General features: G+C 46.7%; 33 protein-coding genes. 20 read left to right on the top strand and 13 right to left on the bottom strand.

Annotated elements, in window-relative coordinates; all coding sequences use genetic code 11:
* Window positions 1-19 precede the first annotated feature (19 nt).
* Both NGAR_RS16995 and NGAR_RS01165 read right to left on the bottom strand, forming a co-directional pair.
* On the bottom strand, window positions 20-193 hold the full coding sequence (locus tag NGAR_RS16995; protein ID WP_187147609.1) for a hypothetical protein: 174 nt from the start codon (window positions 191-193) through the stop codon (window positions 20-22).
* Between the two features lie 67 nt (window positions 194-260).
* Window positions 261-821: a cob(I)yrinic acid a,c-diamide adenosyltransferase gene (locus NGAR_RS01165; RefSeq protein ID WP_015017774.1), complete on the bottom strand. Its 561-nt coding sequence runs from the start codon at window positions 819-821 to the stop codon at window positions 261-263.
* Between the two features lie 94 nt (window positions 822-915).
* Between NGAR_RS01165 and NGAR_RS01160 the strand changes: the two genes are divergently transcribed.
* On the top strand, window positions 916-1,284 hold the full coding sequence (locus NGAR_RS01160) for a response regulator transcription factor (protein ID WP_015017773.1): 369 nt from the start codon (window positions 916-918) through the stop codon (window positions 1,282-1,284).
* Here the strand turns inward: NGAR_RS01160 and NGAR_RS01155 are convergent.
* From NGAR_RS01155 to NGAR_RS01145, 3 genes are read right to left on the bottom strand one after another with little or no spacing between them, the layout of a single operon-like run.
* Window positions 1,276-1,956 carry a TfuA-like protein gene (locus NGAR_RS01155; protein ID WP_015017772.1) on the bottom strand — a complete coding sequence of 227 codons (681 nt, stop codon included), beginning with the start codon at window positions 1,954-1,956 and terminating at the stop codon, window positions 1,276-1,278. The two genes, NGAR_RS01160 and NGAR_RS01155, sit on opposite strands and share 9 nt — an antisense overlap.
* Window positions 1,938-3,263 carry a YcaO-like family protein gene (locus NGAR_RS01150; protein WP_015017771.1) on the bottom strand — a complete coding sequence of 442 codons (1,326 nt, stop codon included), beginning with the start codon at window positions 3,261-3,263 and terminating at the stop codon, window positions 1,938-1,940. Before NGAR_RS01150 ends, NGAR_RS01155 begins: the two co-directional genes overlap by 19 nt.
* Window positions 3,264-3,299: 36 nt before the next feature.
* The gene (locus NGAR_RS01145; protein WP_015017770.1) at window positions 3,300-3,665 is read right to left on the bottom strand and encodes a hypothetical protein; all 366 of its coding nucleotides are present in this window, start codon (window positions 3,663-3,665) and stop codon (window positions 3,300-3,302) included.
* A gap of 69 nt (window positions 3,666-3,734) precedes the next feature.
* Between NGAR_RS01145 and NGAR_RS01140 the strand changes: the two genes are divergently transcribed.
* The 3 genes from NGAR_RS01140 (at window position 3,735) to NGAR_RS01130 (ending at window position 5,613) form a co-directional block, all read left to right on the top strand.
* On the top strand, window positions 3,735-4,097 hold the full coding sequence (locus NGAR_RS01140; protein WP_015017769.1) for a DUF6659 family protein: 363 nt from the start codon (window positions 3,735-3,737) through the stop codon (window positions 4,095-4,097).
* 551 nt (window positions 4,098-4,648) lie between these two features.
* Complete coding sequence (locus NGAR_RS01135) at window positions 4,649-4,897, top strand: hypothetical protein (protein ID WP_015017767.1); 249 nt, start codon at window positions 4,649-4,651, stop codon at window positions 4,895-4,897.
* Window positions 4,894-5,613 carry a CbtA family protein gene (locus NGAR_RS01130; RefSeq protein WP_148680788.1) on the top strand — a complete coding sequence of 240 codons (720 nt, stop codon included), beginning with the start codon at window positions 4,894-4,896 and terminating at the stop codon, window positions 5,611-5,613. Before NGAR_RS01135 ends, NGAR_RS01130 begins: the two co-directional genes overlap by 4 nt.
* A gap of 113 nt (window positions 5,614-5,726) precedes the next feature.
* Here NGAR_RS01130 and NGAR_RS01125 read toward each other — a convergent pair whose 3' ends face one another.
* On the bottom strand, window positions 5,727-5,969 hold the full coding sequence (locus NGAR_RS01125) for an Lrp/AsnC family transcriptional regulator (protein WP_015017765.1): 243 nt from the start codon (window positions 5,967-5,969) through the stop codon (window positions 5,727-5,729).
* 171 nt (window positions 5,970-6,140) lie between these two features.
* Here NGAR_RS01125 and NGAR_RS01120 point away from each other — a divergent pair, with 171 nt between their 5' ends.
* Both NGAR_RS01120 and NGAR_RS01115 read left to right on the top strand, forming a co-directional pair.
* Window positions 6,141-6,395, top strand: coding sequence for an Lrp/AsnC ligand binding domain-containing protein (locus tag NGAR_RS01120; protein WP_187147608.1), 255 nt, complete (start codon window positions 6,141-6,143; stop codon window positions 6,393-6,395).
* Between the two features lie 2 nt (window positions 6,396-6,397).
* Entirely contained in the window at window positions 6,398-6,583 is a 186-nt protein-coding gene (locus NGAR_RS01115) for a hypothetical protein (RefSeq protein WP_015017763.1), read from the top strand.
* 274 nt (window positions 6,584-6,857) lie between these two features.
* Here the strand turns inward: NGAR_RS01115 and NGAR_RS01110 are convergent, their stop codons facing one another.
* The gene (locus NGAR_RS01110) at window positions 6,858-7,163 is read right to left on the bottom strand and encodes a hypothetical protein (RefSeq protein ID WP_148680787.1); all 306 of its coding nucleotides are present in this window, start codon (window positions 7,161-7,163) and stop codon (window positions 6,858-6,860) included.
* Window positions 7,164-7,571: 408 nt separating this feature from the next.
* On the opposite strand from NGAR_RS01110, the gene NGAR_RS01105 reads away from it, so the two are divergent.
* From NGAR_RS01105 to NGAR_RS18190, 4 genes are all read left to right on the top strand, one after another.
* A complete protein-coding gene (locus NGAR_RS01105; protein WP_187147607.1) occupies window positions 7,572-7,739 on the top strand; it encodes a hypothetical protein in 168 nt (55 codons plus the stop codon).
* Between the two features lie 281 nt (window positions 7,740-8,020).
* Window positions 8,021-8,404: a hypothetical protein gene (locus tag NGAR_RS01100; protein ID WP_015017759.1), complete on the top strand. Its 384-nt coding sequence runs from the start codon at window positions 8,021-8,023 to the stop codon at window positions 8,402-8,404.
* A 54-nt stretch (window positions 8,405-8,458) separates the two neighbouring features.
* Window positions 8,459-8,713: a hypothetical protein gene (locus NGAR_RS01095; protein WP_015017758.1), complete on the top strand. Its 255-nt coding sequence runs from the start codon at window positions 8,459-8,461 to the stop codon at window positions 8,711-8,713.
* Window positions 8,714-10,154: 1,441 nt separating this feature from the next.
* A complete protein-coding gene (locus tag NGAR_RS18190; protein WP_228369246.1) occupies window positions 10,155-10,292 on the top strand; it encodes a hypothetical protein in 138 nt (45 codons plus the stop codon).
* Between the two features lie 34 nt (window positions 10,293-10,326).
* Here NGAR_RS18190 and NGAR_RS01085 read toward each other — a convergent pair whose 3' ends face one another.
* Together NGAR_RS01085 and NGAR_RS01080 are read right to left on the bottom strand one after the other, a co-directional pair.
* Window positions 10,327-10,584, bottom strand: coding sequence for a hypothetical protein (locus NGAR_RS01085; protein ID WP_015017753.1), 258 nt, complete (start codon window positions 10,582-10,584; stop codon window positions 10,327-10,329).
* Window positions 10,585-10,600: 16 nt separating this feature from the next.
* Window positions 10,601-11,509 (bottom strand): transcription initiation factor IIB, encoded by a 909-nt coding sequence (locus NGAR_RS01080; RefSeq protein ID WP_148680786.1) that lies wholly within the window; start codon window positions 11,507-11,509, stop codon window positions 10,601-10,603.
* 883 nt (window positions 11,510-12,392) lie between these two features.
* Between NGAR_RS01080 and NGAR_RS01075 the strand changes: the two genes are divergently transcribed.
* A complete protein-coding gene (locus NGAR_RS01075; RefSeq protein ID WP_015017749.1) occupies window positions 12,393-12,632 on the top strand; it encodes a hypothetical protein in 240 nt (79 codons plus the stop codon).
* A gap of 164 nt (window positions 12,633-12,796) precedes the next feature.
* On the opposite strand, the gene NGAR_RS01070 is transcribed toward NGAR_RS01075, so the two are convergent.
* Both NGAR_RS01070 and NGAR_RS01065 read right to left on the bottom strand, forming a co-directional pair.
* Window positions 12,797-13,276, bottom strand: coding sequence for a universal stress protein (locus NGAR_RS01070; RefSeq protein WP_015017748.1), 480 nt, complete (start codon window positions 13,274-13,276; stop codon window positions 12,797-12,799).
* 466 nt (window positions 13,277-13,742) lie between these two features.
* A complete protein-coding gene (locus tag NGAR_RS01065; RefSeq protein ID WP_015017747.1) occupies window positions 13,743-14,000 on the bottom strand; it encodes a hypothetical protein in 258 nt (85 codons plus the stop codon).
* Window positions 14,001-14,123: 123 nt separating this feature from the next.
* Here NGAR_RS01065 and NGAR_RS01060 point away from each other — a divergent pair, with 123 nt between their 5' ends.
* The 6 genes from NGAR_RS01060 (at window position 14,124) to NGAR_RS01035 (ending at window position 20,564) form a co-directional block, all read left to right on the top strand.
* Entirely contained in the window at window positions 14,124-16,307 is a 2,184-nt protein-coding gene (locus NGAR_RS01060; RefSeq protein WP_148680785.1) for a CDC48 family AAA ATPase, read from the top strand.
* A 173-nt stretch (window positions 16,308-16,480) separates the two neighbouring features.
* Window positions 16,481-17,446: a radical SAM protein gene (locus NGAR_RS01055; RefSeq protein WP_015017745.1), complete on the top strand. Its 966-nt coding sequence runs from the start codon at window positions 16,481-16,483 to the stop codon at window positions 17,444-17,446.
* Between the two features lie 98 nt (window positions 17,447-17,544).
* The gene (locus NGAR_RS01050) at window positions 17,545-18,468 is read left to right on the top strand and encodes a pirin family protein (RefSeq protein ID WP_015017744.1); all 924 of its coding nucleotides are present in this window, start codon (window positions 17,545-17,547) and stop codon (window positions 18,466-18,468) included.
* A gap of 159 nt (window positions 18,469-18,627) precedes the next feature.
* Window positions 18,628-19,605, top strand: coding sequence for a transcription initiation factor IIB (locus tag NGAR_RS01045; RefSeq protein WP_228369245.1), 978 nt, complete (start codon window positions 18,628-18,630; stop codon window positions 19,603-19,605).
* Between the two features lie 8 nt (window positions 19,606-19,613).
* Window positions 19,614-20,240: an antibiotic biosynthesis monooxygenase gene (locus NGAR_RS01040; RefSeq protein WP_015017742.1), complete on the top strand. Its 627-nt coding sequence runs from the start codon at window positions 19,614-19,616 to the stop codon at window positions 20,238-20,240.
* Window positions 20,241-20,306: 66 nt separating this feature from the next.
* The gene (locus tag NGAR_RS01035) at window positions 20,307-20,564 is read left to right on the top strand and encodes a VOC family protein (protein WP_015017741.1); all 258 of its coding nucleotides are present in this window, start codon (window positions 20,307-20,309) and stop codon (window positions 20,562-20,564) included.
* A gap of 300 nt (window positions 20,565-20,864) precedes the next feature.
* Here NGAR_RS01035 and NGAR_RS01030 read toward each other — a convergent pair whose 3' ends face one another.
* Complete coding sequence (locus tag NGAR_RS01030) at window positions 20,865-21,524, bottom strand: YsnF/AvaK domain-containing protein (protein ID WP_015017740.1); 660 nt, start codon at window positions 21,522-21,524, stop codon at window positions 20,865-20,867.
* 859 nt (window positions 21,525-22,383) lie between these two features.
* A complete protein-coding gene (locus NGAR_RS01025) occupies window positions 22,384-23,247 on the bottom strand; it encodes a hypothetical protein (protein WP_148680784.1) in 864 nt (287 codons plus the stop codon).
* A gap of 274 nt (window positions 23,248-23,521) precedes the next feature.
* On the opposite strand from NGAR_RS01025, the gene NGAR_RS01020 reads away from it, so the two are divergent.
* The 3 genes from NGAR_RS01020 (at window position 23,522) to NGAR_RS16990 (ending at window position 25,505) form a co-directional block, all read left to right on the top strand.
* Window positions 23,522-24,505 (top strand): mechanosensitive ion channel family protein, encoded by a 984-nt coding sequence (locus NGAR_RS01020; RefSeq protein ID WP_187147606.1) that lies wholly within the window; start codon window positions 23,522-23,524, stop codon window positions 24,503-24,505.
* A 458-nt stretch (window positions 24,506-24,963) separates the two neighbouring features.
* Entirely contained in the window at window positions 24,964-25,353 is a 390-nt protein-coding gene (locus NGAR_RS01015; protein ID WP_015017736.1) for a transcriptional regulator, read from the top strand.
* Complete coding sequence (locus tag NGAR_RS16990) at window positions 25,350-25,505, top strand: hypothetical protein (protein ID WP_015017735.1); 156 nt, start codon at window positions 25,350-25,352, stop codon at window positions 25,503-25,505. The genes NGAR_RS01015 and NGAR_RS16990 overlap by 4 nt, the downstream gene beginning before the upstream one ends.
* The last annotated feature ends 117 nt before the right edge of the window (window positions 25,506-25,622 follow it).

The raw sequence follows: 25,622 nt of genomic DNA, 5'->3' as shown, positions 1-25,622 counted from the left end.
AAAGCTAGCGAGTGTGGTACTAGCCTTCTGTTGTTGTTACCTGCTGCGTCCCTACTGACACGTTTGTCGATATCTGCGTCCCGCTATCAAAAACCAGAGGCAGGAAGTCGGCAAAGTAAGCAAGCACTGCTGTTGCCACGGCCATCAGCAATGTGATAGCCAGTATTATCAGCACGTTATTGATCTGGCCCAAAGCCTATACTGGGCCATCTGTGCCTTGGTGATTTTAACGTTAGTGTGTCATGGCCATTACTGCCCGATTACTTGCGCCAGGCGATGTCTGGCACGCCAAGCCTCTTGTTGGCAAGCCGCGCGGCCACAAATATGAGGTCTGACAGCCTGTTGAGGTAGACCACTATTGCAGGGTTGATCGTCTGGCTCTTTGAGAGCGACACAATGGCCGTCTCGGCCCGGCGGGCCACACCTCTTGCCTGATGCAGGAGAGACGCTTCGACGCTTCCCCCGGGCAGAATGAAAAACGTGATTGGCTCAAGCTCCAACTCGAACCTGTCGATCACAGGCTCTAACGCAGACGCCATCTTTTCGTCGGCGCGCGGGGTAGTGTTGTTTGCAGCCTTTGGAAAGGACGGGTCTGCAAGATCAGAGCCGACTATGAACAGATCATTTTGGACCTGCACCAAGACATCGACTAGATCTGAAAATTCTTTTCTTGGCCGCAGAAACGACACTGCAAGACCTATGCTAGAGTTCAGCTCGTCGACCGCGCCATAAGCTATTATCCTCGGGTCAGCCTTGCTCACCCGCTTTCCGCCTATAAGCCCTGTCTCTCCCTTGTCGCCCGTCTTGGTATAGATTTTCATGCATTTACAGCAAGAAATAGATGATTTAAGAATATAGGGTTCTGGAAAGCAGAACCAGTGTCTTAAAATAGTCCTCTGAAAATTTTATCTATGCATGAAAAGGATCGCCGTAGTGGACGACGAGCCTGACATCACGATTGTCTTAAAGCGCGGGCTCGAGCACCACGGCTTTGCAGTTGATACCTTTAATGACCCACAGGCAGTGCTTGCAAGCTTCAAGCCGGGCAGTTATGATCTGATGATAATAGATATCAGGATGCCCAAGATAAACGGCTTTGACCTGTACAGGGAGCTGAAAAAAAGGGACGGCAATGTCAAGGTCTGCTTCCTGACCGCGTTTGAGATCTATTACGAAGAGTTCAGGAAGATGTTCCCGACGATAGACATCAGGGCATTTATCAGAAAGCCGGTGAGCATATCAAACCTAGTAAGCCAAGTGAACTCGACTATCGAGTCAGAGTAGTAGAGACTCGTACCGCTCCTTTAGGAATTTTACAAGCATCATCGCGTCCATTTCCTTGAGGCTCTTTCTGTTTGACGCGATATAGCTGCCAAAGGAATCGACCTCGCCGGCAAGCGCGGGATACCTGCCTCTTGCCTCTTCAATAATGTTGGGATAGTTGCGGTGCGGGAAATAGATCCTTTTTGCCACATGGGTCAGCGCACTTTTTGTCTTTTTGCCAATGACGCCCTTTTTGTGCGCGAGGTAGAGGTTGTAACGTATGTCTATCATGGCCTCTGACTGGAGCAGGTAGTCGCCTTCCGGCGCAAATGTGACTGCCACTTCGTCGTCCGCGTTCACCTTGCCTGTCTTGTACAGCTGGAATATTCTGCCGATCCCTACCATCCCAAACTTTTCCAGCTCTACTGCTCGCAACGCGCCAAGGCTTGCGGCGCCGGCCAAAAGTACCCCTTCCTTTCTGGCCAGCTGATACACTTCAATAGGGGTGGGCGGGTAGTCCTGCAAAAACACGCCGTCGACAAACCCGACCAGCTTGACGCCTGTGGGGTCTGCGGCAAGGCGCAAAAAGTCGCCCTTTTTCGCAGGCGGCCTGTAATCTGCGTCAGCAAAGATTTTCCTCGCCTTTTCGTGGCTCAACGAAGGCCCGAGGAATATTACTGGCTTCTTTTCCATTGTCCAAAACACGCCCTTGCGCGCATGCCCATCACTGACTTGGTTATCTTGAAGGTTTCTAGCCCTGGCACTATCGCCCTGACCACAGGAATTCCAATATCAGGGTTTGTAAGGTCGACGATTATAGCCTGAGTGAGCCCGACGCTCTTGAGCCTTGAGAGGATGAGCTTGATATCGTCAAGTATGTCTTCATTAAAGAAGGTCTGCACCTGCGAAAACTTGATCCTTTTTGTGGACGGCATGAACTGCCAGGCGCGCTGGTCGTCGGTGTTCTGCTCGCTGTACTTTATCTTGCGCAGGTCGTCACGCGCCCCCTGTATGTTGGCGGCCCTTGTCTGCGATACCTCGGTGATCGCTCGCAATAGCGCGATTCTTGCGTCAGGGTGCGTGCCATGCCCCTCTGCAAGGTAGCCATAGTCGTGGGTGACCCACTCGACGCTGCTTGCGTTGAACGTTGGGATTCCAATGTCAGAGGTGATGTCCTTTATGGTGAGCGAAATGCCGGCGCGGCTGAACCTGTCTGCGAGGTTCCTTGCAGGCTCGAAGTCGATTTCTGAAATGTCGACGTCTGGAAATACGCTTGGGTCGTCGACGAACCTGTCTGCCGGGATCGGGGGCACACATATGCCTGCCGAATTGAGCGAATGGTGCACCGTTCTTAAAATGTGGAATGGGATCGCGCTCGCCCGCAGCTCTGCAAGGCTCATGGCGTCCCGCTCTATAACCTCGCACAGCGCATGGCATATCGCTTCTTCTACCACGTTGCCTGACGCAAGGCCGTTTGTGTGGAAATATGCAAACGGGTTGACGGCCGGCGGTGGCGGCGTATAACGAAAGAGCGCAATCGACGCGGGAACCATTACCTGTTCACCGCTGATAACGTCGTAGCCGGGGAGCCAGTCCATCAGCATGTCGTCGCGGTACTCGAACCTTACCGGCTCTACTATGCTGTCAGGATGGAGTACCTTGTGGATCTTGGACAGCTCGGCGTAGCTTGACCGGATAAAATTGCGAGGCCCGCCTGATGATGGCAGCGATGAATAACGCTCGATGCTCTCCATGAGGGCGCTTGCCATTGCGTGTTCCCTCGTCGGGCCCTTGCCGCTGTAAACCCAAATATAGTCTTCGGTGCCGGGCACCACGGCCGAGTAGTTTGGGATGCGGAGCACGTCCATGTCGGTGATGTCGGCAAGCCGGGTGACGCCTATCCTCTTTGATATCGGGACGACCTTCTCCAGAGTCTCCTGCGCCGGCCTTATCCGGGACGTGCCGTTGACCGTCCACTTTTTTCTGCTCTGCAGCTGCACTCTAACTAACTACAAGCCTTGCTGGAGTTGTTCATATCAAGCTTTCTTCTTTGGAAAATCGTGAAGCTCGATGTGCTGGCACCGGAGGCACGCCCTTTGCTCGGCCTCTGCCAAATAGTTGATGTAAAAGCATTTTGCACACTGGAGGCGGGTCAGCCGGCCCGCAAGCCTTAGCTCGTTTCCATCCTGCTGCTCAAGAACATTCCTTGCAACCAGATTGTCAATGACAGGGACCATCAGCTGCGACAGCTGCTGAAGGTCGGCGTTCCTGTACCTGAGGTAGAGGGTGGCCATCTCGCTTGGCAGCGATTCTCGCCTGAATGCGGCTTTTCCCGTATTTGACTGCCTATACAAATGATCTCGCAGGTACCAGTCCATCTCCCTTGTCGCCGCATCAGACATATTTGAAGATAGCATATGCTGGCGACGATATTTAAAACATTATTAACCTACTCTGGCATCATATTGCCGTTGCCTGCAAGCGACGACCTTGACAAGCTATGCGATAGGATATTCGCGGCCGATAGCAACATCAGGTTTGTCGGAGCCATAGACAAGATGGGTACGCTTGTGGCCGGCGGCATGCGCAAAGGTATCAAGCCGCTTGAGCCGAGGGAGGACAGGCGCAAGCTCTACCTTGAATTCGCGCTTAGAAATGCCATGCGGTCAGAGTTTGATCCAGAGTATGGCAAGACCATCTATACCATGTCAGAGCGCGAAAAGATCAAGATAGCATCGTTCCCGTACGGCGACTACCTAATTCTAATCTCTATTGAAAAGAAGGCGCAGCATGACAAGGTAATAGCCAAGGTCCTCAAACTACTACTCGACTGACGATTGCCAAGCGTAAGCCAACAGGCTCTGGCGTGACACATTTTAGGTACTTGTCTAACCATGCATTATGTGCTCAGGACTGATGTAGTTCTACTCAAACCTCCTAAATCTCAGGAGATAGAGCTGCGCAGACTGGCGGAACAATCATCACTATTGTGGAATGCGGCAAACTATGAACGAAGGCAGGCATACTTCAAACATCATAAGATACCTACATACCACGAGCAATGTAAGACACTAAAACATTCTGAATACTTCAAAGCAATTGGTACGGGAAAAGGTCAGGCACTACTGAAGAAACTACAGGAAGCATGGAACTCTTTCTTTGCACTTAAGCGACTGCAAAGACAAGGAAAGCTTCCGCCCAACATCCAGAAGGTGCGTATACCGAGCTATTGGAAGAACAGGATAACAAATCGGGCGCAAAATAGGTAGGGTTTTGGTTAACCCTCTAATGTTAAGGTGGGAGTACCATCGATGGCATTAGGAACCCCGTACCATTTACGAGAGGATGCCATGATTATATACTGCGCCTTGCGTATTCTCGCTGGATGACTGCTGGCAAGAAGAAAAGGCGGCGCGAGCATGGTGCTGACGGCGACGACCTTGTAGAGCCGAAAAAGGTGACGGGCAAGGAGCTGAGCGAAAATGAAGAGCTGAGCGCCCGGCTGACGGTCCTTGTGGAGATGCTCGACGAAAAGGGCGTCATAAACAGCAATGAGTACCGCAGGAGGGTTGCCATGCGCCTGCACGAAATATCCAAGGCCGGCGCGATTGAAGAGCTTGATGAAGAGCTATGATGGAGACTTTGCAGACGGGCAGGGCTTTTGGGCTTTCTATTATGGCCGGGCTTGTCGCAGGCGGCATCCTTGCAGGGATCAACGTGGCGCTTGTGCGGCCTTATACTGCCGCCCTTGCAGACATTGAGCTTGAAAACCTGCTTGCAGAGAGCGAGTTTTTCGAAGAAGAGTTTGACGACCGGCTGCAGTCGATCTATTTTTCGCAGCTGTACGGCTCTGTAATAGTAGGGCTTGCGGCCGGTGCAGGTGCAGGAGTCACCTTTGTGGTTGGCAGGATCAGGGCAAGCCCGCTCAAGGCTGCTCTCATTATAGCCGGCATTGCGTGGTTTGTGCTTTACGTCATACCTGCTGTAAAGTATCCCCCAAGTCCCGAGGCGACGTTTGACCCAGAAGCAGCCGGCATCTACCAGATGCTTCTTGCAGGATACACTGCAGTGTCAGGGCTGGCCGCCCTTGCCATAGCCTTTGGCTTCCGCAAGGTAAAGAGGAAGGAGAAGGCGCTTGGAGCCGCCGCGCTCTACCTTGTGGCGATAGCCGGGGCGTTCTTTGTATTCCCTGACTTTCAGAGCGAGGACGATTCGTTCCTGCCACAGCCCATCGTCAGCGGGTGGAGGTCTGCCATTTCGCTGTCAATGACTGTTTTCTGGTTTGCGCTTGGCATCATCTGCGGCCTCTTGTGGACGTATGGAAGCAGAGGCGTAGGGAGAGGCATTTGAACTCATTGTCGAAAGAGTTCATTTTTTCTCGTATCACAGTAAAGTCCAAGTTTTGCGCCGAATGTGAATCTGTTCGTTCATTTAGATTTACACTGGAAAGGACTTGATTCATTCTATGCAATAGTTAATGTGATTGTGGCATCAATTCCATGTATCGTATTGATATCGCCAGAAATCCTTTCTTTCAGCTTGTCTTCGGTGTCTGCATTCAGCTTGATTAAAAGGTCGTATCTTCCTTCTGTTCTGTAAACATTTGATACAAATGGTAATTTTGATACCTCATCCGCAATCTTTACGTCAAATGGAAAGTGGCAATTAACCAGCACAAATGCAGAAACCATAAGTTCATTGTACATTCGCAAAACACGTATTAAAGACTGTGTATTTGCAACAGATTAATTATCAATCTAATTCTATGATAAAAACTAGACGACACTGTGCTCAATAATGAAACAATGCGGATTTACGGCTTTTATTAACCGCCCGATCCCTCATTTCCTTTTATACTCGTAATGTGCATGATAAACATGTCAAGAGCTTTTGTGTTTTTGAATTGTGACATTGGAGCAGGGCCTGAAATCATCAATGAGATGAAGACGATTGCAGGCGTTTCTGATGCTGTGCAGGTATCTGGCATCTACGATATCGTGGCAAAAGTAACTGAAGAATCGAAGGAAAACATAGTAATGCTAGTAAAGAAAATCAGGAGGATTGATAATGTCAGATCAAGTTTGACAATGATTGTAGCTGAAGATTCGAAATCTTTGGCTGGGGCAGTTTGATAATGGCGATAAGACCTTATGGGACAAGGCCTGTGCTGGCAAGCAAGAACAGGTCGCCGGGTTATTGCATTGTTTGTGCAGCAGTAGCTACGACAGAAGCATTGTTTCAGCTAGATGGAGCAGTAATAATCCAGAGGTATTGCGACAAGTGTCTCTCTGACGCCAAGTATGTAGTTAGTTCGCGCTAGACCCTACTAATCCTTAAGAGCATCGGGACACTAGATCAGTCAGTGGTAAAACAGTCTTTCTCCTGCAGTTGCGGTAATGTTATGGAGTGCATCGCAGAAGATCATGTAATAAAACCAAAATACAGGAGCATTTCTGGCCGAGTGCGACTAAGATGTAATGATTGCGGCAAAGAGCATGAAGTCATTCTAAAGCATAAAATCGCAAAGTTTGTGGGAGCATCGCCATCGTTCAAAGAGATTTCCCACTCCTGATTAAGTCGTCGCTAATAATTGACTATGCTAGAGTACCTGTTCCGTGGCATGTTTGACAATCATAGCTCTCTTCTTTGAAGCTGTTCCCACTGGCACTAGTTCTCTCAGGAATAATATGTGCTTTCAAGCCATCACAGCAAGGGCATATGTTTAGCTCCCTTCCAGCTTTAACAATAATGTGCAGCTTGTCGCCAACGTAGCTGCTTAGATCTGCATCCGGATCAATGCCATATTTTGCTTTTAGCGCATCATCAAGCTTCTCTATATCCTCCGGCGGAGTCTTGTTGTTGTAAACAAACTGCTCTATTGCATCAAATTCCTTTCTCATCAGCGCGGCATATTCGTTGACTAATTGCGTATTTGGAGGGGCTACCAGTTGCTTGAGCTTGTTCTTTGCTCGCTCGATGGCTATATCATATGACAGGCAATTGCGATCTACGGGTGACGACACATAATGCAGTCTATCAATAAATATTAAAACAATTACCATCTTCCTCCGAACACGTAAAAGGGACTGCAGGCAGGAAAAAGGTAGACAGATGCTCGAAAGCGAAATCACTGTTGGAATAGGTAATACGCACAAAACTCTGCATTAATTATATCATTGTAAAAGCAGCATGCGCATATGTGGCATATACTGGATGATGCCCTAACAGCAATAGTTTACCATTTTAGTTTACGCTGCTAGTTTTAAAGGTTAAAAGCGCCAAGTACCAAAGTAGTTATGGTAAAAAGCATGGACAAAAGAGAATACGATCAGCTGGATTCGCTTAGTTCCAGCCCAAACGCAGAGATAAGCCGATTGAGTATAATAGTCAAGAACCTGAAAGACCGTGTGGAATCGCTTGAGAGAAATCAGACTGAATTGATGGATAAGCTAAATGCGCTAAAGAAGAACTTCTAACAGTTCATATGAACTATCCCAATTCGAACATAAAGTAATAACAATGATGTATTAGACGTATAAAGGCTGTTCTTGTTAAATAGTACCTTCACGTAACGTTACATGATGACTTCAGGAAAATATTTTAACAAAGGTGTTAAGGCGCTTGATTCGCCCCACATAGGACATGTTGTAAGAGAGACTGACGATAAGATTGTAGTATTCGGCGGGGAGACGACAGATACGATATTCCGAAGTCTGAAATCAGATTTACCAGCGGTAATGTCCTGATTGATCTACCGGTGTACGATATTGCAAAAAGGTTCAAGATTAGCAGAGAAGAACCACTTCCCACAGGAAAAGCGACAAAAGACCCTTGGACAAAGGTAGAAAATATTGATTTGGCAAGCTACGAAAGAGAATATCCAAAGTCACTATTCAACAAAGGTGTCAGGACAAACAACGAAGACCATGTAGGCCATGTTGTGAAGGAAACTGACGATAAGATTGTGGTGTTTGGTCACTATGACTACAGGTTTGATATACCAAAATCAGAGATAGTGGCAGCAGGCAGAAACGTCATAGTTGGGATAGACTTTCCAGAATTATTGAAGTATGGGGTAGATAGAAATGCTCCTCTGCCAACTGGTGAGCCGATAGACAAGCTGGCCGAGGAAGGACAATAAGCTATATTGCAAATTTATCATTTTACGTGCAAGGGCTGTGGCTATGAATCGAAATTGCCGCTTGGTAGCTCAGACCTTGACCAAATCCTTACAGATACTAACTTGGATTATGCTGAATATCGGCTTTTCATATGCAAAAAAGAAGCAAAGTTTGTACATGCAGATATTCAGGATAAGGAATTCGAAGGCAGATGCTCTTCTGATGGCAGTGACTTGATGGAAATAGAAGAAAGATTTCCCTTAAAGTGTCCTCATTGTAACAACGATCTTGTTATAGAAATGATTGCCCCACTGGAAGAGCAAACATGACAGCAACCTACTTAACTACTCGATACTACTTGATATCATGGGCAATTCTGACTTTTGCATTCAAAACGAACATGATTCCTGCGCAGGCATCGTCAAGACGGTAATAAGCGGTTCAGACAATACGGAAATGTGTGCCTGTCAATGTCATAACAGTAGTTATCAGCTCGTCAAACGGATGTTTGGTGTTATTAACCAAAAAGATAGACAGACGCAATAAAGGCAGGCATCTCAATATAATAGATAATCATGCCTAAATATTTTACACCCAATGAGGAGCTAGTCATGCTTTTCCTAAGAAAACATGTTAATTCCACTGCCGCTGAAATTACTAGGGATACCAGATTGAAAAGGAGGGGTGTGGTAAGACGCGCACAGGACGGTCTCGATGCAAAAGGCGTTCTGCGTCATACTGGTGACACAATAGAAAGATACTATCTGGTACATACAGAGTAAATGTAGAAGATTGCTAGACTGGGTCTTAATGTATTTAAGTCAATATAAATATAGAAAAATTCTCATCTCATCTATTGCATTCAATTATTATAATAATATCAGTGATCACCCATAAAACAGATGTATTAGATGTAAAAAGTTTTTTTGAAATTTTATAAATATTACAAAGGTTCACATGCGCTGTTGTCATAGTATTGATGAGGAGATCAAATGGACACAGTACTTACGGTTCTCTTTGTTGGAGTAGGCGGCTTACTGGCTGCTATGGCTTACACGATCTTTGGCTCCAAAATCCGCCAGCGAATCCACAATGACACATTCCGAACACGCTCGGCTCGAGCCTTTCCCCACTTTTTGGTTCAATATCTTCATTGCATAATATATCAAATTCTTTAGTGACACATCAATGCCTTGTATAGTACTGATGTTTGTCGAAATTAACTCTTTCAATTCATGCTCCGTTTCTGCTTTAACCTTTACAATAAGATCATATCTCCCCTCTATCCGGTGAGCTCCTTCAGACTTATCTATCAACCAAGACCAGTACGTTCTTATGAGTAAAAGGCATCCAGCATGTGATGATTGACAAGAAAGATAGTAACACTAGATTTTTGATACTTTCATCAGCTATAATAGCCACATCACTGAAAGTTGCACTCGTCGGGAGCTACACAAAGTGAGGAGAAATGGCAAAATTTTTGCTAACCATCAAACCCTTTGTAACTACAGTTAAAGAGAAAAAATTGAAGTATTGCATTACTTGCGCGAACTTGGCGACACAGGAGGCCTGCTTTGATGTTGGCGAAAACGTCACTATTGTAGAGAAATACTGCGACACATGCGCCATGAAGGTATTGCGGTAGTGTGATGATTTAGTATGAACATTGCTGATTCAGAAGCCTCTGTTGTGATAGTTGCCAAGACTTGCGGGTGTACAGAGAAGAGAAAGATATCATACGCGTTTTCGCAAGGATATCATGATCTTTGCTTGGATAAGAAAGATATCATATCGGCTCAGTTGGAGGCTTGCGAGCGGCTTTTGAAATACGCCATAGAGCAGAATGACAGAGATGCATTAGATCAGGAGATTAAAGAACTTAAAATGGCGCTCGACCTTATGACATAAGGATTGCACAGGTACAAACAGCACCCCTGTTCAATTACTTGTCCTGCTTCACAGGATGTCCTATACTTATGCGCCTGAGGATCTCCTTGTTGATTTCCTCGTATTTTATTTGCTCTCCTCTGCGTCCTGGTGTTATCATTGCTTGATGCTTCACCCGCGCTAGTTCATCCGATATCTCATCTAAACCAAAATGCCAATTAGCGTAACTCTGCATCTTTTTCTTCTGCAGCTCATGAGCATATTTTGACCTGAAATCTTTTTCTTCCTGCGTATCATCCGCGTTATTGGTCATGTGTAATTGAATTCTCCTACTCCAATTCCAGCTTTGCTTTTAGGTCCTTGAACCTATTTCTGATGGTGACTTCCGTTACTCCTGCCATATCTGCAATATCTTTTTGAGTTTTACTTTCCCCATTGGCTAGGCAAGACATGTAAAGAACTGTCGCTGCAAGGCCCATAGGAAGCTTGCCTGCAGAAATCTCTTTCCCAATGAGATCGTTCATGGTGTCCATCGCCATCCGTTTGGTCTTCTCAGTCAATTTCGCGCTGTTTGCTATCTTGGCGATGCATTTCATTGGATCCGCCAGAGGCACCTTAATGTCAAGTTCCAAGACAAGAATTCGGTAGCTGCGTGAAATAGCCTTGCGCTTGATGTCAGTCGCTTTAGCCACGTCTTTTAATGTTCTTGAGGCTCCCAACTCTCTGCATGAAGCGTATATAGCAGCCGCTAAAATGGATGAAGTAGACCTTCCCCTTACCAAGTGTTTTTCGTGAGCCTTTCTGTATAGATAGGCAGTCTTTTCCATTATCGCGTCAGATAACCCGAGTTTATCCTTCAGTCTTCCAAGCTCGCTAAAGGCATGCATAAGATTTCTCTTCGTAGGCGAATGTGCTTGCGATCTGAAATCCCATGTTCTTAGTCTCTGGATACTTGCATTCATTGAGGGCTCAAGCTGATGTCCGCTCGAATCTCTATTTTCTTTTCCGATTACTGTTGCCAAACCCATATCATGATAGGCAAGAGATGAAGGAGACCCTACCCTCGACCTGCCATTGCTCTCTGAATTGAATATTCGCCATTCTGCGCGACTTTCTTGGACCCTATCGGATGATACAAGGCCGCACTTGCTACATACTATTTCGCCAGATTCCAAGTCTGTTACAAGCTGCTGGTCTTTACCGCACATGCAAGAGATTGTTGAAGACTGCATTACCATGACGGAGGATGGAGAATTAGAAGAACTAGCTTCTCGATTTTCTACGTGTTACTATTATATTATAGGCGCTTCAGCTATATAAGGAGCGCTAATAGACTGCCTGCAACTTGAGGGATTCTCATTTTTGCTATGATAGATGCTAGAGGAAGTATTCTGAGAGAAAGGAAAATGGACGAGGTCATTGAATCCATGGATAACATCCACGATACATCCTTTTTCTAAGATTGGTATGTTTTTCTTACTGTCTAACTTAACTTGAGGGAATGCATCACAAAAGACAAGATATGGTCAAATTTTATACTTCAAAAGAGCAAGCACTAATAGATATCTTGAAGGCACATCCAAACTCTACCGTTTCTGAAATGAAAATGCATATCGGCTTGCGAAACAGGAATGACGTTCCGCACGCTTTGAATGGCCTTCGCGTCAAAGGAGTTTTGCTGCATACGGCCGATAAGCCGCCAAGATACTCCTTTTCGGATAATCAATAAGCTTTGAAGCATATGCATGACCTAACGAATCATTAGAGTGAATTCTAGTTTGCCACTACAAAGCCTTTTACCCAATTAATTCTGTGGCTAATTTCCTCTACTCCATAATTTTGCCAGAGGTACACCGAAGAGTTATCAATGTCAAGATAATAGATGATATACAAAATGCGGGCATGCAAGTTCAACTAGCCAATATGTATATAGCTGCAGCGCATATCATACGTCGAGGCATAGAGAAATTGTATATCATGACAATGGTAGGCTTATGTGATATTCTACGCCTACCAATAAAGTAAATCCCCTAGAACTCTCGGGATTGACACAAGGCAGCTTGTGCAAATTTGGATATCCTTTCTGTTTCACAATAGGTGGATGGAGCATCCCGATGGCAAATGGGAAGTTACAGCGAAAGGCAGAGAGTGGATAGAAAAGAGGTTTTCAGAGTGAACCACATAGCCGAAGCATGTGCGGAACTGGCGTTGTATAAGGTGATGATTAGCATAGATGACATATTGGATCATTACAGTGAACCAGCGCTTGCAGCAATGGACATCGAGCTTTGGATCTTCCTAGAGAACATGCAGGCGTCAGGAGTCTTGACGAAAGAAGCGATGCGAAGGAGAAAAGCGTAATCATCATAACAGAACTGCTTGATTGTCTATACATATGCCATGGTTGCACATACTTTACTATTTTCAAATCAGAATCAGAGGAGCATGAACAACTCACAGGACATAGAACTAGAAGGATTATGCTTGACAATGGCGAAGCTTAGTAAACGATAAGTTGCTAGACCTTATTTTACTATCATTACGCTGCATTGCGCATAAACGGTTACGCCAGAAGTAACACTTCCTATCAGCAGCCTTTCAAACTCGGACTGGCCTCTTGTTCCTAGAACGATAAGGTCTACTTTCTCTCTTTCTGCAAACTTTACGATTTCCCCAACGACAGATGCTGAAGAACTGTCGGTCACTTCCGACCTGAAGCGGAGGTTGTGGTGGTCTGCCTTCTCCTTTATTTTAGGAAACCACTCAGCAGTGCCTTTCTGAGCTGTCTCCTTCGCCTTTCTTTCGTATTCAGAATAATGGAAGCCGTACTTGGTGAAAAGATGAAACTTTGGATTGATATCTATAACATGGAGTGCAATCACTTCAACAGGACGTGATTCTTCATTATACCTTCTGGCCAGCTCAATTGCAGCGTTAGCCGCACGCATTGATGACTCTGAACCGTCTATCGGAACCAGTATTTTGGAAACTACTGACAGAGCCATAGTCTCATCATTGCAGCTTAATTATCTCATCCCAAGTGCCAGTCAGCTAGAACATGAAGTATTTGTTATGATTGCCAGATTCAAATTGCAGTATGTCCCCCGGCTGCAATCTGTGTCTGAAATAACTTGTTCAGAAATTGCATGAAACTTGGACCGGCAACTATGCTCTTTGCTCCATGCTCAAACGGCTTGTTATAGTATTTTTTCAAAGTTATCTGTCAACCCAACGTTGCCAAGCTCTTCGACCAGATTAGATAATTCTATGAAGGTAGAATTTCGCTTGTATACTCTAATTGTTGCCATAAAAATATACTCATTGTCTATAGGGTGAACTAGGATATATCCATATCATGCACTGGTAACACAAACAGCCTTATGGACGGCACGATCATATACTAATGCAATGTACCGGCTATGCCAATCGTGCGGAAAAGAGTTTCAAGACTTTATTGAAGGAGTGAGCTATTCAAGTGCTGTAAAGGGTTTCTTTGTCTTTTGTTCGGACAAATGTTGCAGAGATTATCTTGATTTGACTATCAAGTAGTAGGCATATGTATTGTTCAGAATACAAAGGAACAGTCATCCCGATTTGGGTAGGGTTATGGAAGCGCAATAAAGCAAGGGTTCTTATGGGCAGAGCGCTCATCTTATTCGTGATCGTTTTATACTGCAGCCAAAGCAAGAAGACAGCCTCTCCTGATCTCTTGGCAACCTCCTCTTCCATTGGCTGCGCTCCTTGGATACCGATAACACCTGATCCCGATGAAAGACAGCCTTTGGACAAGCAATGGCAAGAGGACCACGAGTAATCATGACAACAGATAGCTTTGCAGGTAGAGAGTAAATCATGAATCAAGGTGCTTTACCGCTAAAGGTCTTGGAAGCCTATGCAAGAGATGTAGGCAAAGGCATAGCCAGGATTGATTATGACACTATGGCATCTTTGGGAGTAGCAGCGGGTGACGTTCTCGAAATAAAGGGCAGCCGCAGGACTGTTGCCAAATGTTTACCACTTTATCCTTCAGATGAGGGAAAAAACAGCATCAGGATAGATGGGCTGATGAGAAATAATGCAGGCGTCGGGATAGGAGACATGGCAAATGCAAAGAAAGTGAAAGCAGTCCCGGCAGAGAAAATTTTAGTATCTCCACTCGAAGCGATGCCGCCTATAGATGAACGATATATTTCTGATTCTCTTGAGAACACTCCACTTGTCAAAGGCGACAATATCATGTTGCCTTATTTTGGCGGCAGGCTTACATTCCAAGTAGTTGGTGTAACCCCGCCCGCGGATGCGGTACTTGTGACAAGCAAGACTTTATTCACCATTACTGAAAAAGATGCAGATTTGCGAGGTATGCCCCATGTGTCATACGAAGACATTGGGGGCTTGAAGGATGAACTGCAAAAGGTCAGAGAAATGATAGAGCTTCCTCTAAGACATCCAGAGATATTTGAAAAACTGGGAATTGAAGCTCCAAAGGGAGTGCTGCTGTTCGGGCCTCCAGGAACTGGCAAGACCCTGCTTGCTAAGGCAGTCGCAAGCGAGAGCAACGCGCATTTTATTACTATCTCCGGCCCGGAGATCATGAGCAAGTTTTACGGAGAATCAGAAGCGCGCTTGCGTGAAATATTCAAAGAGGCAAAAGACAAGGCTCCATCCATAATATTTATCGACGAAATTGATTCCATCGCGCCAAAGAGAGAAGAAGTGACAGGCGAAGTTGAAAGGAGAGTAGTGTCGCAAATGTTGTCATTAATGGATGGTCTCGAGGGCAGAGGAAAAGTCATCGTAATTGCAGCTACCAACAGACAAAATGCCCTTGACCCAGCCTTGAGAAGACCGGGAAGGTTTGACCGGGAAATCGAGATCAAGGTGCCTGACAAACATGGACGGCTGGAAATCCTTCAGATTCATTCCCGCAATATGCCGCTTGACACCGACGTTGACCAGCCCAGAATAGCAGCGGTTTCCCATGGTTTTGTTGGTGCTGATCTGGAATATCTATGCAAGGAAGCTGCAATGAAGTGCCTTCGCAGGTTGCTGCCCGAGCTGAACATGGAAGAGGACAAGTTGCCACCAGCAACACTTGACAAGCTCATAATAACCCAAAATGATTTTGACCAGGCCATAAGAGATGTCACACCCTCTGCAATGAGAGAAGTCTTCCTTGAATCTCCAGACGTAAAATGGCAAGATATTGGAGGTCTTGATGGCGTAAAACGTGAATTGCAAGAAGCTGTCGAGTGGCCACTCAGATACCCCGATCTTTATGCAAAGCTAGGTCATAAAGTTCCAAAAGGCATTTTGTTGCATGGACCGTCTGGGACTGGCAAAACTCTCTTGGCAAAGGCAGTGGCGACCGAATCGGAAGCCAACTTTATCAGCGTCAAGGGCCCTGAACTGGTATCCAAGTGGATTGGCGAGTCAGAGCGTGGAATAAGAGAGGTATTCAGAAGGGCAAGACAGGCGGCGCCCTGTGTCATATTCCTTGACGAAATTGACTCGATTGCTCCAACAAGAGGCGGGGGAATGGAAGGTGGGGGAGGGGGAAGTGGAACTGAGAGAATAGTTTCTCAGATTCTAACAGAAATAGACGGCATCAGCGAATTGCATGGAGTTGTAGTCTTGGGCGCAACTAACAGACCTGACATGGTTGACCCTGCGCTTTTGAGGCCCGGCAGATTTGACAGAATAATACTTGTTCCGAACCCAGATAGCAAGACAAGGGCCAAGATACTTGAGATTCATGCCAATGGAAAGCCCATTGGTCAGGATGTGAACATTCAGAAAATAGCAGAAGCAATGACAGAAGGATTCAGCGGGGCAGACACCGCCGCAGTAGTAAATACTGCAATATCGCTCGTCCTACATGAATATTTGGCAAAATATCCAACGCCAGAAGAGGCGGCAAAGCATGCTACAGAAGCGCACATAATGTTGCGCCACTTTGAACAGGCTGTCAAGAAGATAAAGACACAGAGGGATACAAAGCCAAGGGAAGCAATGGCGTTATCGCTTTACAAATAAGAAAAAACAAGAATAGGTTGCAGTATTCAACAAGTCGATTGTTACTATTATGCCAGCCTGTTCGTTGGTTACGTCATGTACACACAGTTCTTGCATATAACGCGACTAGCTGATGATTTATCTGGAACACTTGCACTATCCTGCTTAATTACTGGACACTCCCTCTATAATGGATGGTAGACCTGATTTATGGCCGCAGCATAACCGACCTTATCCGCGAAATGCCGTTTTACACTAGCCTAATCAGGAAAATGATTGCGTATAGGCTGTTTGGTGTTAAGCAGCCCTTGCACGGCTCTGTAGACGTTAACAACATTTGCAATTTGCATTGCACCCACTGCTACTGGTGGCTCAACCGAAAGGAAGAGAAGGACAAGACGGTCGAGGACTGGAGGAAGATAATCAAGGACGTCTTTAACAAACAGCGCATTTTTATCACTACTCTCGTCGGTGGAGAACCTACGCTGCGCCCGGACATAATCGAGCTCTTTTGCAAAGAGATGCCCAAGAGGGTCTGCGTCGTCACAAATGGAACTTTTCCATTAAAGCGCTACAATGGACTGTATTTCTACTGGGTATCGTTGGACGGAACGGAGAAGGTGCATGACAGCATAAGGGGAGAAGGAGCATATGCAAAGACAAAGAAGAACATACTCGACTATACTGCAGGTCCACCGCATAATGGGATACCTGCTTGGAAGGAAATCTGGCTCTCAATGACAATAAATTCACGGAATTACATGACTGTCGAAGACTTGATAGAAGAATGGAGGGGAAAAGTAAACAAGATTGGTCTTCAGTTCCATACGCCGTTTGCCAAGGGCGACCCGCTGATGCTGCCGTTTGGCGAGCTGCGCAATTCAGTAGTTGACAAGCTGATCGCATTAAAGAAAAAGTATCCCAACTATATCGTCAACCCTATCAGCCAGATGTCCCTGATGAAGGGCAACTGGGGTGGAGTAGGGACGACGCCAGTGGACTGCCCCTCATGGGCTATACTGTCGCTTGACCACATGGGAAGGGTCAAGCAGCCCTGCTGCATAGGCAGCGCTGACCCAAAGAGCATGAAGCCAATATGCGAAGAGTGCGGCCTTGGCTGCTACTCGATTCTGGTAGCGCAGGGGATAAAGGGGATTTGAACCCATGGTAAGTCCAAACTTACCACGTTTGGTGCAACAGACCTGCTAAGTAAGTTATTGCTACCTAGGTTAAATAAGTAACTGCATACAATGTATTTATGGTTACTAAAAATTCGTTGGTGAACAATAACGATTCTACCACAAGCACGTCTCGCTCTGTACAGCGCATTGTAAACAGCACTAGGACGATGGAAGGCGAAGGCTTTTTGGTGCACAGGTCGTTCCCGACGCATTTCCTTCCAGACTTTGATCCATTCATGCTGCTGGACGAAATGGGCCCGATGGTCCTCGCTCCCGGAGAAGCCAAGGGCGCACCAGACCATCCACACCGGGGCTTTGAGACAGTGACATACTTGCTTGACGGTCGGTTTGAGCACAAGGACTCGCAGGGGCACTCTGGCAAGCTTGCCGCCGGGGACGTGCAGTGGATGACTGCCGGCGCCGGCGTGATACACTCTGAAATGCCAGAAAGAGAATTTGTGCGCACAGGTGGGAGGCTGCATGGCTTTCAGCTGTGGGTCAACCTGCCAAGGCGCGACAAGATGGTAAAACCGCGCTACCAGGACATCCCAAGCGCCGAGATACCTGTTGCCAAGAGCCCTGACGGTCGCGTGAAGGTCAGGGTGATTGCGGGAGAGGCGCTTGGCAAGCAAGCGGTAATAGAAACGCGGACCCCGATAATGTACCTGCACTTTACTCTCGAGCCGGGCGCAGAGATGGCGCAACCAGTCCCGCAGGACTATAACGCGTTTGCGTACATAGTCGGCGGCAAGGGGCTCTTTGGGGTAGATGAAAAGCCCGCGCAAAGAGAGCAGGTCGTACTGTTTGCAAATGGTGGCGACAAGGTATCGATAAAGTCGCCAAGCGACGCCGCATCGCCTCTGGACGTTCTGCTAATAGCAGGCGTGCCGCTGAAGGAGCCTGTCGCCCGCTATGGGCCGTTTGTGATGAATACAAAGGATGAGATCTACCAAGCGATAGAGGACTATAGAAGCGGCAGGATGGGCAAGATTGACTTTTAGTTTGTGAAAAAGGAAGCAGGACTATGTTTTGAGCCTGCCTTCCGCCATAGTTTTTTCTAGCTATGACAGGTCAGTTTCCGCTTACCTAGGCAGATGTTGTTAACCTACTAAGTAGGAAATTGCTACTGCAGTTAAATAGTGCGGCCGCCATATTTTATTGTGACAACCAAAACATCACGCGCAAATCCAGTTGCCTTGCATGACTTGGTGGTTACTGATCCAGATACAGGCGAATTGATACGCAAGGATACTGGCGAGGTTATTTCTGATAACGCATTATCTCAAGAAAAAGAATGGCGCGCATTTGGGTCCGAGGGGGACGCGGACAGGGCACGAACAGGCGCTCCTGTATCCTTGGCCTTTCACGACATGGGGCTCTCTACAGTCATAGGCAAAGAGAGCACTGACGCATCCGGCAACCAGATCGACTCTGCGACCCAGATGAGGATGGGAAGGCTCAGGATGTGGCATAGCATAAGCCATAGCCATTCGCCAAAGGAGAGAAGCCTGCAGCAGGCTTTTACGATGCTCTCAAAGATCAAGGACAGGCTAGGCCTGCCAGATTACGTGATTGAAAAGGCAGCATATGTGTATCGAAAAGCTCAGGAAAGAGGTCTTATCCGGGGCGACAGCATAGGCTCGGTTCTGGCCGCTTCGATATACACTGCAGTCAGGCAGTCAGGAGTGCTAAGGACCCTTGATGAAATTTCGGCAAGTATTGACGTCAAGCCCAAGCAGGCTGGCAGGTCCTACCGGCGTATTGTAACAGAGCTTGACATCAAGGTGCCGATGATAGACCACGCAAGGTACATCATCAGAATAGCGAACAGGCTGGAGCTTGACGAAAGGACAAAGCGCAAAGCCCTCGAGCTTATCGAGCAGGCCAGGAAAAAGGACCTTCTGGCAGGCAGGGACCCAATAGGCATGGCGGCATCTATTCTGTACCTTGTAAACTTGGAGGAAAAGTCTTACAGAACGCAGGCAGACATTGCAAAGGCAGCAGGAGTCACAGAAGTGACTGTAAGGAACAGGTCAAAAGAACTCAGGAACAGACTTGACATGGATAGCAACAGCCGATCTACCCTCAGAGGACAGAAATTTCCTCTGCTCAATGAGAGCAATACTCGTAAGGACTAGGTGGTGTCATGATAGGGTTAGATCGGCGACATTACATGACGGCCCTGCACCAGAATGGTAATGGCAAGAACGACGACGGCCCAATCACGGTTATCGTCACCAGGAAAGCAAAGAGTGGCAGGATCAGGGAATTTGAGGAATGGATGGACGGTGTAATACACGAAGCCATGAAATTTGAAGGGCACATGGGGGTAAACATAATCCGGCCGGTTGACGCGTCATCAAATCCTGAATACGTCATAATCTTCCGCTTCAATACATATGAAAATCTGGCGAAATGGGAAAAGTCGGAGATAAGGAAAAAATGGATTGAAAAGAGCAAGGACGTGACAGAGGGCGAAGCCAAGGTAGAGATGCAGACTGGGCTGGAGTTCTGGTTCACCCCAAGTTCCAGCAATAATCCCCCGGCTGCCATACAGCCACCGCGCCACAAGATGGCGATAGTTGTGACTGGCATCATTTTTGTGCTAGTATCCATCTTGCTCCCGCAGATACGGCAGGCAACGATCGGCCTTCCTTTTCTGTTGAGCACTCTCATAGGAGTAGTTACGATGGTTCTGCTCATGACCTACGTAATAATGCCGTCCGTCACAAGGTTGCTGAGGCCTTGGCTGTCAAAGAAAAGGCTGTTCTAACTCCTCAAATAGAGTATGGATTCTACCTAAAAGCTCATTTCAATCTTTTTGCAATAATATCAATTGATGTTCAAATCGCTTGACTTTCTGTATGTTCCTGCACCAGATATCGAATCTTCGATACAATACTATACTCAGGTGCTTGGCGGCGAGCTGTTATGGAAAATACATGCATATGGAGTGTGGGTGGCGTGCGTTACTCTATCAAAGGCGGAGAAGCCATACATTCTGCTTGCAGATCACATACACAAGAATGACGTGATGCTCATATACCAAGTGGAGAACCTTGAAAACGCGATTGCGCAATTGAAATCGAAAGGCTGAAAGAAGAAAATAGGATTGAAATCCCTCCGGGTCCCTGTTGCACCTTCCACGACCCTGCAGGCAATGCTCTTGTCATTTATGAAAATGTTCGTCCCTATATCATGAAGGAGTTTGCAGGCAACAGTGACAGAACCAAATAGAGTTCATCTGCCCCATATACTTTATACTTTGATCGTCAGCAGCCATGACATTTTTGTAAATGATTCTGCCCCAGCCTAATACAAGTTCATAAGGGGACGAGCGTGTCTCCCCCCACCATTTTCTAGAATTTGCTCGTCGAACTTTTGGTTGGTCGGTCGGTCAGTGTTGTCTTCGCTTTTTCCCTTCAACGTCTACCTGTTCGCTGGTCACAGTGTCACTAACTGTCTGTGTTTCTGTTACCGGCTCTTTCTTTATAACTACCTCTTCCTTCACGTATGGTTTTTTGGTGACCTCGACCTCTTCCCTGCGCAATGGAACCTTGATCTCTGTGTCTGACGACACCGGCCCTTCTGCCTGCGTTGTATCAGTTGCAGGTCTTCGCTCTACAGTTAATTCTTCATGTGTTACAGGCACTTCCACGGTCTTGTTTTCAGTTACTGGCCTTTTGGTAATAGTAGCTTCGTCTGTCGACTCTCGCTTTGAAACTTGCAGCCTTTCTTCAATGACGGGTATTCTTGTTTCTATGTCCTTAGGTGCCTCTGGCTTTCTGAAGCTTGAATATTCGTCATACGAGGGTGCAGTATCCCTCCTCCAGCCCTGAAGCTGGTCTTCAGAGGCATCAAACCATAGCGTTTTACCATCATAGCCCTGCACCAAATATTTCGGTACATAGAACTTTTCTTTCTTCATGACTCCCTTCTGAGTCAGCACATAATGCTGTCCTATCTCTTGCACTTCGCCAAAGTCTGAATCATCTACAGCGCCCCTTGCTTCTTTTTTTACCACATCATCCCATGCTATTGATTCTGTATTTGCCATGTGCGATATTGCAATGAATGTTATTTAACGGATAGAGGATAATTTTAGCCCAGAACCTTGATGAAAAACAATATGGCTCGGTTTTGCATAATTAAAAGCGGCTATAGGGATTCAAAAATATAAGAGGTTGTGTAACAAGCTTGCTTTACCTTGTTTTTCGTTGCGGTTCCTGATCGCCGCCCAAAAATCCGCCTACCAGATTCCTATTCCGCCGCCCTCTTTTCCTCCGCCACCCAGAAAGTTACCAAATAGCAAGCTGAGACCTTGTGGATCGTCATCAGTTTTTCTCTAAGGACTCCTATCGCCTGCTGTGTGTATTGTTTTGCTGGTTATCATCGCGGAGATTGGCGTTCTGTTTGACCTGTTGTACCAACGGATGTTCTATATTATTCAAACCACCATCCAATTGAGACAATGCTGATTGCATAGAACCTTTATCATTGCCGCCTGAGCTAAGAAAGCTTCCTATTCCTTTCTGCATCATGTTCTGCATAGTTCAAGATAGTGCTGGAAATGGACTGTTGGGTGCCGCTTCTTTGCGAAAACATGGACGCCAGATTCTCAATGTTCATAGCTGACGTGGTAGCAAATCGTATTTAGTCGTTATAGAACAGGAAACGGAGGGCGTTTGCAAGATTAGCAAACGATAGGAAGGCTGCAGGCAGAGGGCCGATGAAGAAAACGCCTCTGGAATGCATAAGGAATGTTGTTGCCTGTCTGCCCAGGTTGTTTCAACTATGAATCATGCAAGTTTGCCTCAGTTCTAAACGTCAATTTGTATTTGCATTTCATCAAATTGACTCTTCTGCAAGAAAATGTAATAAAAAAGAAAAAGGAGAAGGGGCTCTTCTACTATCCATCATCCGCCCCCGCCAAACAAGTCTTCAAATGGCCGCGTCAGGTTCTCCAGAAAGCCGCCACCATCTTCCTGCTGTTGCTGCGTCTGGTTGCCGCCAGCCGGGACGCTTTCAGTAATCGTTGTTCCATTTTCACCTGTTGCCCTGAGCACGATTCCGTAGATGGGCTGGCCTTGGAAGTGATCTTTCGCCTCCTGCTCTTGCGGCTGTATCGTCAATACCGTTGCTTTCTCTATCGTGATTACCGTGTCAGTACCTGGCCATCTGCTTGTCCCATTGACTGCATAGTCGGCTGTGCCATTGATGGTGGTCGTGCCCGCAGGATCCAGCTGGAACTGCGTATTGTTGCCTACGTTGAAGTTTGTGATGTCATGGTTGTGGTGCTCCGAGCCATCAATCCTGACCATGGTAAAGTTTGCCATAAAGTTCGTTACGTTCCCACTCTCAACATTCATTGTCCAATCGCCGCCGACTAGGAATGGTGCGGTCGATGTCCCTCCTCCTGCCGTCTGGGTCGCGTTGTCAGTCTGGTTTCCTGACTGGGCGGTGGTGGTAGTTGTATTGCCGGCTGTAGTTGTTGTCTGCTGGCCGCCGCCTGCTTCCTGAATCGTTCCGGTAATTACTCCGCTAGCTACAAATGTATCAGTCATTGTTGTGTTTGCAATGGTCGTGGCATTGCCATCCTGTGTCTGGTTTTGCTGCTGCTCTGTTTGCTGCTGTGCAGTTGCTAATTGTTGCCCGTTAGTAAAGCCCAAGCCGCTGGCAAATAATGTTGCCCCGATCAAAAGTGCCCCTAGGCCTGCTATGGCGATAACGCTCTTGCTTTTCCCATTATTTTTTCCATTATCATTGGAGTTATGATTCATCGATACACGTCAGAATCATTAAAGAACTTAATGATTGCAATGTTCAGAAACATAAGAGTGAGATAATAATCTAATCAGAATAGCAATTTCGCTTAAATCTGCCATAAATGAATATTCAGAATAAATTTTGGCCTGTTATATACAATCTTCTTCTTGTAATACAATCAGGCTCCAGTTTGTTGTTCAATTCCTCGTTGCTATGGCTTGCTTTTGGTATTATTATGTATGCCCCTTTTTTATAATTTGTAGACCTATAGTAGTCCATATGCCGGAAATGGCAGGTATAGGTGGCGAAGTTATTGCCCTGCTGTTAATTACTTTGCAGCAAGTAGGGACCCAGTCAGTTACAGAGCCTTTAACAAATTCGCTAAACCAGTTTGCAACCTCGATAGCAGAATCAGGCCCCAGAATCATAGCTGCCCTGATTCTGCTCGGGATTGGTCTGCTGGTTGGCCGCGTGATAGGATGGGTGGTGAAGAAGGTTGCCCAAAAGATGAACGTTGATCAGCACTGGAACAGAACCAGCATAGGCGAATCAGTGTCAAGGAGCGGCTGGTCGCTGTCCAAGATAATTTCTACAGCGGCAAAGTGGTTTGTTTACCTGTTCTTCATATCAGCTGCAGTGAACGTGCTGCAATTCCAGCAGCTATCCGAGGCAATCAATGCAGTGTGGCTTTGGATTCCAAACGTAATAGCGTTCATTGTAGTGCTGGGAGTTGGAGCCATCATTGCCGACTTTGTTGGCAGGTGGATGCAGCGGGAACTGCCGGCCAGAGGCGTGGTTGGAGGCAGGGCGCTAGGGCTTGCCGCCACAGGTATCCTCTACGCCATCGTGTTTGCAGTGGCCGTGGCCCAGCTGCGCATAGGCGAAACCATACTGAACTCTGTCATATCTGCGCTGGTGTGGGGAGTTGCGGCAGCCGTAGCAATAGGCGTAGGAGTCGGCTTGGCATACAGCCTAAGAGAAACGTTCCCGGCAATGATAAGGGGAAGCACGCAGATACAGCCTACGCTGAAACAGGGGCAGAGAGTAACAATGGATGGAAAGACAGGCACAATTCAGGAAGCCGGGTCGTTTAGCATAATACTGAAAGACGATCAGGGCAATACAGTTGTCATTCCAACTAAGAATATTATCGATAAAGAAATAGTGATACTATCAGGTCCAAAGCCAGAAACGTCAGAGAGGATGGTTGAAGGGATGAGCGCAGAGACGGCCGCTAGCCCGTCGTACAAGACTACCGGCGAAGCCGCTTAAGACCCTAATCATTTCCAAAAGCACCAGAAGGACTTGAATCCAGTCTGAGGGTTCAATCCTTCTAGGATGTAGATCGAGCTTTACAAAAAGATTGGAGTAGGGATATTCGCTGCCTGGGGTGTAAGAGCACCTTCGTAGAAATTGAAGCGCACACGTGCCAATCGCGTTGCTTATTTCACCAAATAGGATATATGCATATTGTCCCATTGAATCACGATTTTTTGTGGGGGTCTGCGCAAACTTATAGAAATATGGCCACACTATTGGACTGACAACAAAGAGCGTCAAGAGTATACAAGATACTTTCTTCTGGCGTCATCCACAGGTTCATCACCGTTGTAAACCCGTCGATATTTGGATATAGCAGGGTATACGCCATAGCGCTTAGGAAAAGCAAGCTGAGCAGGGAACTTCTTGAGCGCATCAATCTGGTAGGAGTTATAGGATACCGGTTCGAAGTGCTGAGCGGTGTTACGGGATTAGGGGTAGGCGTTAGAGATGAAGACGAAGACAAGATGCAACTGCTGCTGGATTCGCTGCGGCCCGCAATCGTTGGCCTTATTGAAAGTTGCAACTACGAAGTGCCTGACATTCTTACCAAGATCGATTATGCCATAATAAAGGAGCTTATCAAGAAACCGAGGATTGAGGTACTGGACATCGCAAAGGCAGTCGATCTCGCCCGAGACTGTCGGGAGAATGATAGAGAAGATGACGAAAAATCACTCCTTGAATTTTCAATTAACATAAACCCTTCTGCAATGAAGGGACAGATAGTATTCTTCCTCCCAGTGAGGGCTGAGAGGCAATTCTACCCCGGCTGCTGGAAAGGATACTTGGAGAGTTGACCGACAATATCATTTTGTCCTTCAACCTGACTAACCAAGTGGATGCAATCGGGCTGAACCTTGCAAGCGACAACGTTTTCAAGATCGAAGCCATCCGCGCCCGCATCGAGTCATTCGACAGAGCCTTGGAGGCCAACGTGTTTTTCCCGTAAAGCTGGATTATCCTCAAGAGTGGATAATCAAGGCGATTGACAGCAAACTCAAAAGGAGCGCGACGGTGGCTGGTAACATCTATCTTCCCAGATTGCCGTGTCAAAACCACGCTAGAT

The sequence above is a fragment of the Candidatus Nitrososphaera gargensis Ga9.2 genome, assembly GCF_000303155.1.
Taxonomy (GTDB): domain Archaea; phylum Thermoproteota; class Nitrososphaeria; order Nitrososphaerales; family Nitrososphaeraceae; genus Nitrososphaera; species Nitrososphaera gargensis.
This window is presented reverse-complemented; position numbering and strand designations above follow the sequence as displayed.

Coding starts and splice junctions, on each gene's coding strand:
- NGAR_RS01165 (WP_015017774.1), bottom strand. CDS start 821: ATGAAAATCTATACCAAGACGGGCGACAAGGGAGAGACAGGGCTTATA.
- NGAR_RS01160 (WP_015017773.1), top strand. CDS start 916: ATGAAAAGGATCGCCGTAGTGGACGACGAGCCTGACATCACGATTGTC.
- NGAR_RS01155 (WP_015017772.1), bottom strand. CDS start 1,956: ATGGAAAAGAAGCCAGTAATATTCCTCGGGCCTTCGTTGAGCCACGAA.
- NGAR_RS01145 (WP_015017770.1), bottom strand. CDS start 3,665: ATGTCTGATGCGGCGACAAGGGAGATGGACTGGTACCTGCGAGATCAT.
- NGAR_RS01135 (WP_015017767.1), top strand. CDS start 4,649: ATGACTGCTGGCAAGAAGAAAAGGCGGCGCGAGCATGGTGCTGACGGC.
- NGAR_RS01130 (WP_148680788.1), top strand. CDS start 4,894: ATGATGGAGACTTTGCAGACGGGCAGGGCTTTTGGGCTTTCTATTATG.
- NGAR_RS01125 (WP_015017765.1), bottom strand. CDS start 5,969: ATGTACAATGAACTTATGGTTTCTGCATTTGTGCTGGTTAATTGCCAC.
- NGAR_RS01120 (WP_187147608.1), top strand. CDS start 6,141: ATGTCAAGAGCTTTTGTGTTTTTGAATTGTGACATTGGAGCAGGGCCT.
- NGAR_RS01115 (WP_015017763.1), top strand. CDS start 6,398: ATGGCGATAAGACCTTATGGGACAAGGCCTGTGCTGGCAAGCAAGAAC.
- NGAR_RS01110 (WP_148680787.1), bottom strand. CDS start 7,163: ATGAGAAAGGAATTTGATGCAATAGAGCAGTTTGTTTACAACAACAAG.
- NGAR_RS01105 (WP_187147607.1), top strand. CDS start 7,572: ATGGACAAAAGAGAATACGATCAGCTGGATTCGCTTAGTTCCAGCCCA.
- NGAR_RS01085 (WP_015017753.1), bottom strand. CDS start 10,584: ATGACCAATAACGCGGATGATACGCAGGAAGAAAAAGATTTCAGGTCA.
- NGAR_RS01080 (WP_148680786.1), bottom strand. CDS start 11,509: ATGGTAATGCAGTCTTCAACAATCTCTTGCATGTGCGGTAAAGACCAG.
- NGAR_RS01075 (WP_015017749.1), top strand. CDS start 12,393: ATGGGAAGTTACAGCGAAAGGCAGAGAGTGGATAGAAAAGAGGTTTTC.
- NGAR_RS01070 (WP_015017748.1), bottom strand. CDS start 13,276: ATGGCTCTGTCAGTAGTTTCCAAAATACTGGTTCCGATAGACGGTTCA.
- NGAR_RS01065 (WP_015017747.1), bottom strand. CDS start 14,000: ATGGAAGAGGAGGTTGCCAAGAGATCAGGAGAGGCTGTCTTCTTGCTT.
- NGAR_RS01060 (WP_148680785.1), top strand. CDS start 14,124: ATGAATCAAGGTGCTTTACCGCTAAAGGTCTTGGAAGCCTATGCAAGA.
- NGAR_RS01055 (WP_015017745.1), top strand. CDS start 16,481: ATGGTAGACCTGATTTATGGCCGCAGCATAACCGACCTTATCCGCGAA.
- NGAR_RS01050 (WP_015017744.1), top strand. CDS start 17,545: ATGGTTACTAAAAATTCGTTGGTGAACAATAACGATTCTACCACAAGC.
- NGAR_RS01040 (WP_015017742.1), top strand. CDS start 19,614: ATGATAGGGTTAGATCGGCGACATTACATGACGGCCCTGCACCAGAAT.
- NGAR_RS01035 (WP_015017741.1), top strand. CDS start 20,307: ATGTTCAAATCGCTTGACTTTCTGTATGTTCCTGCACCAGATATCGAA.
- NGAR_RS01030 (WP_015017740.1), bottom strand. CDS start 21,524: ATGGCAAATACAGAATCAATAGCATGGGATGATGTGGTAAAAAAAGAA.
- NGAR_RS01025 (WP_148680784.1), bottom strand. CDS start 23,247: ATGAATCATAACTCCAATGATAATGGAAAAAATAATGGGAAAAGCAAG.
- NGAR_RS01020 (WP_187147606.1), top strand. CDS start 23,522: ATGGCAGGTATAGGTGGCGAAGTTATTGCCCTGCTGTTAATTACTTTG.